Genomic DNA, 13683 nt, shown 5'->3' on the forward strand with positions numbered 1-13683 from the left:
CGGAAAAAAAGAAGTTTTTATATCAATCAATAACCCATGATTAACTACTTGAAAACATTTGTTGTTTTAATTCTAATTACAATTTTCTGTTTAAATACTGTTTGGGCTCAAAAGCGGGAATATTTACTGCATACCGACCAGAATATTGCCCGCCTTAAAAGAAATATTGAGCAAAACGATGAAGTGGCCAATGCTTGGAAAGAGAAGCTGGAACAAGCGGAAAAATTGATGGAACGAGATAGGTGGTCGGCAGCAGATTGCCAGGTTTTGGCCACTGTTTATCGCATGACCGGAGACGGACGCTTCGCCGAGGCCATTCGCCAAACCCTTTTGTATTATGTTGGTAAGGAAACCTGGGAAGGTCGGGAACTCCTAAATCGAGCCCCTTCCTGGAAAGGCGGTTTGGGAACGGCCCATACCTGTTTTTTCCTTTCCTTGGGTTATGATGCAGCCTATAATTACCTGTCAAAAGGAGATAGAAAAATCATTGCAGAAGGAATGGTGCGATTGGGCATCCAACCTCAAATGGGGGATTGGATAAACCCTGAAACAAACTTTCATACATTTGATACCATGGGCCATAACTGGTGGAGCGCCTGTGTGTATATGGCTGGATATGCGGCCATGGCCATCCGCAATGAAATCCCCGAAGCTAAGGAATGGGTGGAGCAAATCTCAGCCACTGGCCCTGAATGGGTCAATTATTCCGGTAGTGTGCTTCAAAACAAAATACCAAATTTTGATAAGGATGGTGGCTTTTATGAAAGCATCAATTATGCCGCTTTTGGCGTATCCCAATACTTACTTTTTCGCTATAGTATAGAACATGTCATGCCAGAAATACCACAGCCTGAACTATCAGTGTTGGAAAAAATGGCTGACTTTTTTATTTACACCACCTATTATGTCAAGGATGGAAAGCCACTTTCGGTCAACTTTGGGGATAGTAGGATTGACAAAACAGGAAATGCCTGCGTAGTGCTTTTATACAATATGGGATATCAAAAGGAACGCTATTCCTGGTACCTAAAGCAATCCAGTCAAGGTGCTGATAGGGAAGGATTTCAGTTATACTCACCAAATGGGCTGATGCTGTATCCTGAGTTGCCGGAATTGAAAAATGATTACTCTCCAGACCTTCCGCTTTCAAAGTTATATGCAGATATGGATTGGGCTACCATGAGAAATTCATGGAAAAAAGATGCTACCATGCTGGCTGTAAAATCCGGGTTTAGCTGGAACCATTCCCATGCCGATGCAGGGTCTTATATCCTGTTTCATAAGGGAAAAAACCTGATTATTGATTCTGGTAATTCATCTTATGCAAATCCCTTATATACTCAATATTACTGTCAAAGTGAAGCCCATAATGTGATTCTTTTTGATGGAAAAGGCCAGGACAGAAAGGATCCTTATTTTGGTACCGTCAATCATGGCAATTTACATCACCTGATAGAAGGAGAAGATTTTAAGTATCTATTGGCAGATGCATCCGGACCCTATGCCCATTTGTTGAGAAGGAACTATCGAAATTTCCTTTGGATTGGAGATGTGATTTTGGTAATCGATGATCTCCTTGCCCATGAGCCAGGTAATTTTGAATGGTTGCTCCATTATAATGGAGAGTCCGGAAGGAATGGAAAAGATCTTTCTATAAAAGATGGCAGTGCAGAGGTTTTGGTTCACCCACTATTCCCGGAAGAATTCCCTGATGGTGGCTTGCCTCATGATTTTCCTGAACAGATGAACTTGGAAAAAAAAATGGGCTATAATGATCATCACCACGAAAAACAAGAGCCTTACTGGTCCATCAGCCATTTTGAAGAAACATCACGGACCAAATTTGTCAATGCTATTTTGTTAAAAGAGGATGGTAAAGATATACCTATAGTAGAAAGATTTGAGGGGAAGGACTTTTTAGGATTAAGGATTATCCAAAATGGAAAAATAACGGAGGTGTATTTTAATTTGTTGGCTGATGGCAGATTAAAGCACCGAAATAGCGTAAATGATATGAACGGTTGGAAAACCGATGCCTATTTAACCGCCTTAACTTTCGAGGAAGGTGCCGACCGATCCAAACTGGAAAATATTCAAAACCTCTTTATAGGCCATGGAAGTTATTTGAGAAGGGATGGCCAAGTATTGATGCATTCTTTATCGAAATTCTTTGCAGGGGTGGATTTTGGAAAAGTAACATCCCTCAGCTTTGATGGGCAGGAGGGAACCAAAGTTTTTATTCGAACCCCATCCAATCAAATAAAGGTAAACCAACAGAAAGTTGATGTCACCCAAGATAAAGCACTGGGAGGCCATTTCTTCAAATTTAAAAAGAATAATCAAGCAGAATGAAAAAGATAAACCTAGGTGGGCTTATCCTGGGAGCAACAATCTTGCTATGTTCCTGTGAAGGCAAAACCCAAAAAGAAGTAACCGAAGAAACTAATCACTTTGATGTCAATGCCCAGCTGGATTATTGTTTGGGACAGGCGGAAAAAACGATGAGGATGTTACCTGAGTGTTCTATTTTCCCAAGGACCATTAATCAGGGTAAAAAAGAATGGCGGTATGTTCCTGTAGAGGATTGGACCAGTGGCTTTTGGCCCGGGACACTTTGGTATCTCTATGAGTATGCTCAGACCGATAAATGGAAAAATGCAGCGGACAAATATACCCGTTTTTTGACCCCATTATCCCAGCAGCCACCTTTGGACCATGATATTGGATTTCAGATTTTCTGCAGTTTTGGAAATGGTTACCGTTTGACCCAAAATCCAGAATATAAAGCCATCATCAATGATGCTGCCCAACAATTGACTACCCTTTACAACCCTAAGGTGGGTACCATTCTTTCCTGGCCAAGGGATGTACCTAATATGGAATGGCCTCAGCACAATACCATCATGGACAATATGATGAACCTGGAACTTTTACTGTGGAGTGCAAACCATGGTGGTGACAGTACCTATAGGGAGATTGCTATAGAGCATGCAGAAACGACCATGAAAAACCACTTTAGGGAAGATCATTCTTCCTACCATGTGGTAGTGTATGATCGCGAAACAGGTGAGAAAATCAAAGGTGTCACTCACCAAGGATATGCAGACTCCACTATGTGGGCTAGGGGGCAATCCTGGGCGATTTATGGTTATACCATGGTTTACCGTGAGACCAAGGATCCCGAATTTTTGGATTTCGCACAGCAAGTGACAGATATTTATCTGGAAAGACTGCCAGAAGATTTGATTCCTTATTGGGATTTTGATGCCCCTGGAATTCCTGATGTTCCCAAAGATGCTTCTGCAGCAGCAGTGACTTCCTCCGCATTATTGGAGTTGGGAGGATATGTAGAAGGTGAAAAAGGAGAAAAGTACAGGGAATTGGCCAAAAAAATGTTGGAAGAACTTTCCACTGACAAGTATCAAAGTGGGGAAGAAAACCCAGCCTTCCTTTTGCATTCCACTGGCCATCATCCTGCAGGTTCTGAGATTGATGCCTCCATTAATTATGCAGATTATTATTATGTAGAGGGATTGATCCGCCTTAAAAAGTTAATGGAAGGGGAAAATGTATTGAGCCATTTGTTAGGTCACTAGAAGTATTAAGTATCAAGTACAAAGATTAAATTCCTTGTGGTCTGAATACCCTTTATTAATTCAGTCAGTAGGACTTTGGGAAAATAAAAATTGACCATCAGACTCTCCCTCCTCCAATAGGAAAAAGGATGTTTAAGAAATCCTTCAACGCAATTTAGAGAAGTACAAAGTGCACGAGTCTAATATCTAAAATCTATTTAATTGACCAATAATACCTATTAATATTATGTCGAAAAAATTATTTCTGGGGGCCATTGTGGCGGCCTTGGGCGGATTGCTATTTGGATTTGATACCGCGGTGATTTCAGGTGCTGAACAATCCATTAAGGAGGTATTTGGCCTGGACAGTTTTCAACATGGCTTTACCAATGCCATTGCCTTGATTGGAACCATTATCGGGGCAATGTTTGCCGGAAAACCTGGTGACCGTTTTGGAAGGAGAAATTCACTGATCGTCCTGGCCATATTTTATGCTGTTTCAGCCATAGGTTGTGCTTTGACTGTTTCTTGGGAAGCCTTTATATTTTACCGTTTCTTGGGTGGTCTCGGGGTTGGAGCTTCTTCCGTGCTTGGGCCTATGTATATTTCAGAAATTGCCCCAGCAGCTTTCCGGGGCAGGTTGGTGGGCCTTTTCCAATTCAATATAGTTTTCGGCATCCTGCTGGCATTTTTGTCCAACTTTGTGATTAACCTAAATATTGAAGTTGATGCCTGGCGGTGGATGCTGGGAGTAGAAGCTGTTCCCGCTGTGTTGTTCTTGGGTCTACTCTTTCTAATTCCAAAAAGTCCAAGGTGGTTGGTGAAAATGGACAGGAATGCAGAAGCTTTTTTTGTATTGGAAAAACTTGGAAACAAACTTCCTCAAAAAACACTGCAATCCATAAAGGATTCCCTTAGGGAGGATAGGCAATTGGGCCATGTGAAATTGTTCTCCAAAAAATATAGCTACCCATTATTACTTGCCTTTTTGCTTGCCACTTTTAATCAATTTTCCGGGATTAATGCGATCATGTATTATGCCCCAAGGATTTTTGGAATGACGGGATTAGCAGAAGATACTGCGTTTCTGCAAGCTATTGCTATTGGTCTTACCAATATGGTATTTACCGTTATTGCAATGAGCATTATCGATAAATTTGGCAGGAAGAAACTTCTTATTGTGGGTTCTGTGGGGATGATTATTTTCTTAAGCCTTACAGCATGGTCCTTTCATGTGCAGAACTTTTCCGGATATGGCGTGCTGGTTTATCTGATTGGTTTTATCGCCAGCTTTGCCTTCTCACAAGGTGCAGTGATTTGGGTGTTTATTTCAGAGATTTTCCCCAATGCAGTTCGAGCAAGTGGACAGGCTTTTGGGACTTTTGTCCATTGGTTTTGGGCGGCAGTGATGACCTGGACCTTTCCGATGGTGGCTGAACTGGAAATTGGTGGGACTTTGGCTTTTGGCTTTTTTGCCCTCGCCATGGGGCTTCATTTGGTTTTTGCCATTAAAATGCTGCCTGAAACTAAGGGTAAATCATTGGAAGAGTTACAAGAGGAACTTGTAAAAAAAGAGGACAAAATTTTAGAGGTAAATGGATTTGGTTAAATTACTTTATAAGATTGTCAATCAGCTGGACAAAAAGTGAAATCGGGTTTGGATTTATTTTTTTTAAAGCCTGCCGAAAATCATATTGAGGCTCTTCCTGTTGGTAATGGACAATTAGGGAGAATGGTATTTGAAGAAATATTATCCTGTGTTAAAAGAAGCAGCGGAATTTCTTTCTTCTGTGCTGATTGAAGAGCCTGAGCATGGCTTTTTAGTTATCGCTCCATCCAGTTTCCCGGAAAATTCCTACGTGAAACCCAATGGAAATATTGGTCATACCTGGATGGGGCCCACGATAGATATGCAGATTGGCAGAGAGCTTTTTGGCAATACGTTTAAAGCACCAATAATTTTATGAATCGATACGTTTATTACCTGCGCTACCAAAAGCCCCCACTTGGAAAGCCGGAGAGATAAAGGGGATGCGCGCTAGAGGTGGTTTTGTGGTGGATTTTAATAGACAGAAAGCGTCATTGAGGGAAGCCAATATAACTTTCCCAATAAGAAGGGAGCTGTCATTAAGCCTTCCGGCAAATACGAAGTTGATTTATGAATCAGGGGAGATCCTAGCCAAAAATGCTCAAATGGGTGATGAATCAGTGAAAATTATGACTTCCAAGAACAAAACTTATAGATTAACAAGAATCAAATGAAAAAGGAAAATTTTTATTCAAAACGAAAAGTATTTAAAATGTAGGTTTTGAATTTGATTTTTACTCTTCACTTTTGCTGGCATCTCTGTTTCACAAGCTTAAGTAAGAGACTTCCTGAAATGGATAAGGCAGCTGGTGAAATCAAGATAATGATCAAAAAAATAGGGTGAAAAAGAAGAGGATAAACATTAGGGATATTGCCGAAGAATTGGATGTGACCCCGTCCACAGTATCCAGGGCATTAAATAGCGGTAAGAAGGTGGGAGAGCAAAAAAGGAAGGAAATCATTGAATTGGCCAATAAGTGGGGGTATCGTCCCAACCGATTTGCGAAAAGTCTGATTGAAAACAAGACCTACAACTTGGGACTCTTACTTCCTGAGTTCACCCATCATTTTTTCAACAAAGTGCTTTCAGGAATTGAAAGTGTCACCTATGAGGCGGGATACCATTTGGTGATCTGTGTATCTGATCAACTGCAGGACAAAGAAATAAAATCCTGTCAGACCTTTATCGATTCCCAAGTTGATGGGGTTTTGGCGATTATTGGAAATGAAGGAGATGAGTTTGGTCATATTCAGGAAGTGATTGATGCCGGGATACCTTTGGTGTTAATGGACAGGTTGTGTGAGGATATCCAAGCTACCTATGTGGTTACAGACGATTATGAGGGAGCATTTAATGCGGTAAATCACCTAGTTCAAACAGGCTGTTCACGTATCATCCATTTAAAAGGCCCTGATTATATTTTCACGGCTTTTAACAGACACATGGGATACAAGGAAGGCCTTAAAAGGCATGGAATACCATATAGACGGGATTGGGTAATTTCACCAACTGAAAAGGATTTTGCCCAAAAACTCGAACATTTGATCCTCAAGGAGGACATAGACGGAATTTTTGCCTTTAGTGATTATGATGCTTTTGGGGCTTACGATATTATTGGAAAAACGGGGAAGAAAATCCCTGATGATATAGGTATTATCGGATATGCCAATGAACCCCTATCCACTTATGTTTCCCCTAAACTGACTACTGTGGAGCAGTCCCCTTTTGAAATCGGGCGAATTTCCGCGGGGTATTTGTTACAAAAAATCAACCAGCCTTCCGATGAAATTATGACTTCCTGTTTGAAAACCAAGTTAGTTATAAGGGATTCTACAAGGAGTATAAAATAGGATTATACATGTGAAATAGAGAGAACATATTGATTGGGGAGCGTTTTATGGTTTTAATGGTATTATTTTTTGGGATGAAAATTGTTTTTATAAAAGATAAATGATGATATGGCCAAACGTTTGACTGGAATGATCATAAATATTTGTTTAGTATTGTTGCGAAAAGATTGTTAGACCATCTTTTTCCATTTATGAATAAATGCTGCATGGCCCTTGACCTTAAAGAGGATGAAAAACTGATCCAAGAGTATGAGCAATGGCATTTTATTTTTGGTAAAGGGGAAAGAAAATCCTGGTTTTGAAATGAAGAGAACCGATGAACAGTAAAAAAATAACCCAATTAACAATTTATCCAATATGAAATTAAAAGCCACATTGTTGATGTTTGTTGCGATCTGCCATTTGGCGGTAGGTCAGGAGCAAGAAAAGGAACCTCTCCAATCAGGTAAGTTTGAACCTACATGGGAGTCATTGAGGCAGTATGAAGTACCGGAATGGTTTCGGGATGCCAAATTTGGTATTTGGGCGCATTGGGGTCCGCAGTGCCAGCCGGAGGCTGGGGATTGGTATGCCAGGCACATGTACTCCGAAGGCCATGGGCAATATAATCACCATACTGAACATTATGGGCATCCTTCGGTATTCGGCTTTAAGGACGTGATCCATGAGTGGAAGGCGGAAAAGTGGGATCCTGAAAAACTGGTGGCCCTTTATAAAAAGGCAGGGGCGAAATATTTCTTTGCCATGGGGAATCACCATGACAATATGGATCTTTGGGACAGTCATTATCAGAAGTGGAACTCTGTGAACTTGGGTCCAAAAAAAGATATTTTGGCGGGCTGGGCAAAGGCCGCCAAGGAAAATGGTTTGCCTTTTGGGGTCAGTATCCATTCCGCCCATGCCTGGCGGTGGTACGAAACCAGCCAGTTGGCAGATAAAACCGGTGACTATGCCGGGGTACCCTATGATGGAACCTTGACCAAAGCAGATGGTAAAGGTACATGGTGGGAAGGCCTTGATCCCCAGGATCTTTATGCCCAAAACCATCCGCTAAGTGAAAACAGCGAAGATCTGGGCGCAATCCATGGCCAGTGGGGTTGGGAAAATGGAGCTGTCCCCCCATCCAAGGAATACAGTACTAATTTTTATAACCGGACGGTGGACATGATCAACAAATACGAACCGGATCTGGTATATTTTGATGATACGGCACTTCCGCTATGGCCAGTGAGCCATGTAGGCTTGGAGATTGCGGCCCATTATTACAATAAGAATATGCTACGTCATGACGGTGACCTGGAAGCAGTATTGTTTGGAAAAATCCTTACTGAGGGTCAAAAAGACGCTTTGGTATGGGATGTGGAACGTGGGGCACCCAATGAAATCCAGGACCAACCCTGGCAGTCCTGTACCTGTTTAGGAGGCTGGCATTATGATAGGAGTGTGTACGATAGGGATGGGTACAAATCTGCCAAAACGGTGATGCAGATGTTGGTGGATATTGTGAGCAAGAATGGAAATCTTCTGCTTAATGTACCAATTAGGGGAGATGGTTCGATAGATGAAAAAGAATTGGCTGTGGTGGAAGATATTGCTAAGTGGATGGAGATCAACAGTGAATGCATTTATGAAACCCGACCATGGCATGTCTATGGGGAAGGACCCAAAGTGGATAATGCCGCACCCATTCAGGCACAAGGTTTTAATGAGGGTAAAGGCGCTCCCTATACTTCCAAAGATATTCGTTTTACCAAAAATGGTGATGTTCTTTATGCTGTGGTGATGGAATGGCCTGAAAATAATGAAGAAGTAGTCGTTAAATCGTTAGCACCTGGGAGTCCGTACTACAGTGAAAATTTAAATGAAGTGGAGATGTTGGGAGATAAACTGGTTTCATACAAATTTGATGAAGAGGGGTTAGTCGTTAAACTCCCAGCCAAAAAGGATATGGATGCACCTCTTGTGCTCAAAATTTATTGAATCTTGCTATATAGTAGACCTGAAAAAACATTTTATAAGAATATAAATAAGACTATTGATCACCATCCTGTTGCTCAAGGTAATGTAGGTAAAAGCTAAATTTGGATGTCACCTCTCTAACCTGGTCGTATTTATCTGGCTTAACATCTTTGTTAAAATCGAACTGAAAAAATGGCACGAAAGCACATTTGTTGAGTCTCACAGGCCTCCGAAGGATTCGTTACATGGGGCCTGTTTCCAAACTCAACTTAAAATGCCCCCAATTTGCACGGAAATACATAATAATTACCCATTCAAAAATTATTTAGGACAGCATTGTCATTGAAAAAAGTAAATTATAGCTTTGAACGATTAAATTGATAGAAAAAAGGAACCGTTTGAATATTTTAACTGGTTCCTAAATGAATTGAAAGGAGATTATGGGTAAGTCCAAAAAGAAGGTTTTTGATTTTCATTTACCAGTATTTATACCAGCTGCTTTAATTACCCTTTTATTTGTTTCTGTTGCCATTATTTTTGGGGAACCTGTTAAGGAGTATTTCCTTGATTTAAGAAATCAGCTTTACGATAGTGTTGGGGGATTTTTTGTGCTTACTATGAACCTCCTATTGGTCGCAGCCATATTTTTCACCTTCAGCAAATTCGGTAAAATCAAATTGGGAGGGCCCAATGCCCAACCTGATTTTAATAATTTTTCATGGTATTCCATGTTGTTTTCAGCTGGGATGGGAATTGGTTTGATATATTATGGAGTTGCAGAACCCGTACAGCATTTTGCCATACCTCCCATTCCGGTTGATGGTGAAATAAATGCAACCAAGCAAGCTTTTAAATTTACCTTTTTACACTATGGATTTCATCCCTGGGCTGTGTATGGAATGATAGCCCTGGCATTTGCATTTTTTACTTTTAACAGAAATCTGCCTTTATCGGTACGGTCTTTATTTTATCCTTTACTTGGTCAAAAAATCCATGGGTTTATTGGCCATGTTGTGGATGTAATGGCTGTGATTGCCTGTCTTTTTGGGTTGGCAACAACCTTGGGTTTTGGAGCCCAGCAGGTTGGAGCAGGGCTGTACTTTCTCTTTGGCTGGGAAAATACCTTAACTCTTCAAGTGATTTTTATTGCAATAACTACCTCATTGGCTACTATCTCCATTGTTTCAGGTTTGGACAAAGGTGTGAAAGTATTGAGTGTACTCAATATCAGGATGGCACTCCTATTTTTACTTTTGATGTTTATATTAGGACCAACCGTATTTTTGTTTGATTCCATTATTGAAAATATTGGGCTTTATTTCCAGGGTTTTTTAGAATTGGGAACTTATACAGAAGTATATGCTGAAACCAAATGGCAAAACAATTGGACTGTTTTTTATTGGGCCTGGTGGATTGCCTGGAGTCCCTTTGTGGGGATTTTTATAGCCCGGGTTTCAAGGGGTAGAACGATAAGGGAGTTTCTTACTGGGGTTATCATCTTGCCTGTTCTGTTTTCATTTATTTGGTTCACTGTTTTTGGTTCATCCGCCTTGTACCTTGAGCTACATAAACTTGCAGATATTGCAGGAGCAGTAAAACTTGATAAATCAACGGCCTTGTTTGAGATGTTGAATAATTATCCCTGGAGCATTTTCATGAGTGTCATAGGAATCATTCTTATCATTAGCTTCTTTGTGACCTCAAGTGATAGTGGTTCTTTGGTTGTGGATTTTATCACCACGGGCGGAAAGTTGGATGCTCCTGTGGGAACAAGGGTTTTTTGGGCAATGGTCGAAGGAGGATTGGCCATCTCACTACTGGTTGGAGGAGGATTGAGCACCTTACAAACGGCGGTTATGTTAGCTGCGCTTCCTTTTGCTATTATTTTAATTGTTATGGTTTATTCCCTTTTTAAGGGCCTTAAAAAAGAACGTGTAAAGCAACTAAGAAGCCGTGTGAAGAGAAAAAAACGGATCCATTCTACTAAAATGGATAAATACCTTGAGGAAGAGGAAGATTGATTCTTGTGGAATTGTAAATCAGTAATTTTCCAGTAATACAAAAAAGAAAAGTGGTCCACGAATTACTCTAAATAGGACTAATTTGACCTAAAAATAGTCCCTTTGAAAAAAAACAAAACCCCAGCTTGACCTGGGGTTTTTAATTGGTTTTAGAACAATCCTACAGGAGATTTGTCGTAAGAAATCAACATGTTTTTAACTACCCGGTAGTGATCCAGGGCGATTTTATGATTTTCTCTTCCAAATCCTGATTCTTTAACCCCACCAAATGGTGCATGGGCAGGATAGGTATGGTATTGGTTGACCCAAACCCTTCCGGCTTGGATGGCTCGAGGGACTTGATAAAGTTCATGGGCATCTCTACTCCAAACTCCTGCGCCAAGGCCATAAGAAGTGTCATTGGCTATTTCTATGGCTTCCTCAGTAGAGCTAAAGGTGGTCAATGAAACTACTGGACCGAAAATTTCTTCCTGGAATACGCGCATCTTATTATCGCCTTTCAATACGGTAGGCTGGATATAATAACCATCAGAAATTTCTCCCTCATAGTTTCCAGCTTCCCCACCAGCAAGGACAGTGGCACCTTCTTCTTTGCCTATTTTAATGTAGCTTAGGATTTTTTCGAACTGGGCTTTGGAAACCTGTGAGCCGATCATGGTCTCAGGGTCCAATGGGTTTCCGGTTTTAACCTCCTTCAACCGTTTTTTCATTTTTTCGACAAAAACATCAGCGATATCCTCATGCACTAAAATCCGGGAAGGGGAGGTGCAGATTTCTCCTTGGTTTAATGCAAACATCAATGCTCCTTCAATAGCCTTATCAAAAAACTCATCGTCTTTGTCCGCTACAGATGGAAGGAAAATATTTGGGGATTTACCTCCCAGCTCCATGGTTACTGGAATTACATTTTCTGCAGCATTATGCAGTACTTTTCGTCCTGTATCTGTGGAACCCGTAAAGGATAGTTTGGCCACACGATCAGAAGTGGCCAAAGCCTGACCTGTTTCGTTGCCGAAACCTGTAACAATATTCAATACACCTTTTGGCAATACATCAGCAATCAACTCCATCAAGCACATAACACTGGTTGGGGTTTGCTCTGCTGGTTTTACTACCGCTGTACAGCCTGCTGCCAGAGCCGGTGCGATTTTCCAGGTCAACATCAGCAATGGGAAATTCCAAGGTATAATTTCTCCCACAACTCCAACAGGTTCGTGAAGCACCATACTGACCGTATCTTTATCGTGTTCAGAAACGGTTCCTTCATCCGCTCTGATGACCCCTGCAAAATACCTGAAATGGTCAATGCAATAAGGAATATCTGCAGCTCTGGATTCACGGATGGGTTTTCCATTGTCAATGGTTTCCAAAGTGGCCAAATACTCAAAATTGTCCTCCATTATCTGGGCAATTTTCAACAACATATTACTTCGATCGGTTGCTGAAGTTTTGCTCCATCCAGGAAAAGCCTGGTGTGCTGCATCCAAAGCCAGGTTAACATCCTCTTCAGAGGATCTTGCGGCTTTTGTAAATACTTTCCCGTCAATTGGGGAGACATTGTCAAAATACTCGCCTTTTACTGGAGGGATAAATTCACCGTTGATGAAATTCCCATATTGCTCTTTAAAAGTGGGCTTAGTTACATTTGCCATAATTGCTTTTTTTTAGTTTGAACTTGATGCAAATGTAAAGTGACTGCCGCGATGCGAGTTTATCAAAACAAGTCACTTAGTTATGAAAAAAGGTCAAAGTGTTAAAAAAGCAATCGATTTTAATGAATTAAGTGTCTTTTGGGCTAAAACCGAACTTGTTTTTGAAGGCGGAGCTAAAGTTGGACAGGTTGTTATATCCTATCTCCAAATAGATGTCAGAGGCTTTGGAATGACCTTGTTCCAATAGGGTTTTGGCTTTTTCCAGTCTTTTTTCCTGCAGCCATTTTCCCGGAGAGGCTTTGTATTCATTGATAAAATGACGTTTGAAAGTGGATAAGCTCATATTGCATAGGAAAGCTATTTCTTCCAGCCTCAAATTGGAATAAACATTTCTTTCCACAATTTCTTTAAAAGGGGAAGTTTCCTCTACCACCAATGATTGTAAATAACTTTTAAAATTACTGCCATATTTACAGCAGAGATAAAGCATGATTTCTTCAAATTTGATGGAAAGAAAATCATCTGAAAGAAGCGAAGGATGCTCGTTGATGGCGCTAAGGGAATTTAAAAAATTGGTGATATAATGATCATTTTCAATGGTGAAAAAAGGAATTTCCTTTTTGTCGTTTTGGGCTTTGGACACATGCTTTTCTAGAAATGTTTTCAATATTTTTTCAGAAAAGAAAAGCAGTTTACAATAATAGATTTTTTCCGTGTCCAGCAATTCAGTCCAAAGGCAATTCCCCTTTTTTATCAGCAAGGACTGGCTCTTGTCCACCTTAACTGAAGAACCCCCAAAGTGAACATGTTTTTTCCCAACCTGTAAAAAGCTGAACATATTCATTCTAAGATTGATTTTGCTTTTTACAATATCAGAGGTCATCCTAAAATCATGGATAAATACCTCTGGTATTTTCTCTAGGTTGGATAAAAAAAGATCAGGTATATTTTCTATGAGCATTAGGGTATAATTTTGCGAACTTAGCATATTTTTACGCCATGCTGTGTGGGAAAGTTGTGAGAACCCTAGTTAACAG

General features: G+C 40.6%; 10 protein-coding genes. 8 read left to right on the forward strand and 2 right to left on the reverse strand.

All coding sequences use genetic code 11. The features are described from left to right. Positions 1–36: 36 nt before the first annotated feature. The 8 genes from QWY93_RS14215 to QWY93_RS14245 all read left to right on the forward strand — a co-directional run bounded on the left by QWY93_RS14215 (position 37) and on the right by QWY93_RS14245 (position 10994). Positions 37–2352, forward strand: a complete 2316-nt coding sequence (locus QWY93_RS14215) for a heparinase II/III domain-containing protein (RefSeq protein ID WP_290249028.1) — start codon at positions 37–39, stop codon at positions 2350–2352. After that, entirely contained in the window at positions 2349–3596 is a 1248-nt protein-coding gene (locus QWY93_RS14220; RefSeq protein ID WP_290249029.1) for a glycoside hydrolase family 88 protein, read from the forward strand. Before QWY93_RS14215 ends, QWY93_RS14220 begins: the two co-directional genes overlap by 4 nt. Before the next feature lie 226 nt (positions 3597–3822). After that, a complete protein-coding gene (locus QWY93_RS14225) occupies positions 3823–5184 on the forward strand; it encodes a sugar porter family MFS transporter (protein WP_290249030.1) in 1362 nt (453 codons plus the stop codon). 130 nt (positions 5185–5314) lie between these two features. Continuing rightward, positions 5315–5542 (forward strand): glycosyl hydrolase family 95 catalytic domain-containing protein, encoded by a 228-nt coding sequence (locus QWY93_RS14230; RefSeq protein WP_290249031.1) that lies wholly within the window; start codon positions 5315–5317, stop codon positions 5540–5542. 4 nt (positions 5543–5546) lie between these two features. Next, positions 5547–5837 carry a glycoside hydrolase family 95-like protein gene (locus tag QWY93_RS19755; RefSeq protein WP_379945477.1) on the forward strand — a complete coding sequence of 97 codons (291 nt, stop codon included), beginning with the start codon at positions 5547–5549 and terminating at the stop codon, positions 5835–5837. A 166-nt stretch (positions 5838–6003) separates the two neighbouring features. Continuing rightward, positions 6004–7014 carry a LacI family DNA-binding transcriptional regulator gene (locus tag QWY93_RS14235; RefSeq protein ID WP_290249032.1) on the forward strand — a complete coding sequence of 337 codons (1011 nt, stop codon included), beginning with the start codon at positions 6004–6006 and terminating at the stop codon, positions 7012–7014. A 357-nt stretch (positions 7015–7371) separates the two neighbouring features. Then, a complete protein-coding gene (locus QWY93_RS14240; protein WP_290249033.1) occupies positions 7372–8994 on the forward strand; it encodes an alpha-L-fucosidase in 1623 nt (540 codons plus the stop codon). A 419-nt stretch (positions 8995–9413) separates the two neighbouring features. Further along, positions 9414–10994 (forward strand): BCCT family transporter, encoded by a 1581-nt coding sequence (locus tag QWY93_RS14245; protein ID WP_290249035.1) that lies wholly within the window; start codon positions 9414–9416, stop codon positions 10992–10994. Positions 10995–11143: 149 nt separating this feature from the next. Here QWY93_RS14245 and QWY93_RS14250 read toward each other — a convergent pair whose 3' ends face one another. Continuing rightward, the gene (locus QWY93_RS14250) at positions 11144–12646 is read right to left on the reverse strand and encodes an aldehyde dehydrogenase family protein (RefSeq protein WP_290249036.1); all 1503 of its coding nucleotides are present in this window, start codon (positions 12644–12646) and stop codon (positions 11144–11146) included. A gap of 127 nt (positions 12647–12773) precedes the next feature. Then, a complete protein-coding gene (locus QWY93_RS14255; protein ID WP_290249037.1) occupies positions 12774–13607 on the reverse strand; it encodes a helix-turn-helix domain-containing protein in 834 nt (277 codons plus the stop codon). Between the last annotated feature and the right edge of the window lie 76 nt (positions 13608–13683).

The sequence above is a fragment of the Echinicola jeungdonensis genome, from assembly GCF_030409905.1.
GTDB classification, from domain to species: Bacteria; Bacteroidota; Bacteroidia; order Cytophagales; family Cyclobacteriaceae; genus Echinicola; species Echinicola jeungdonensis.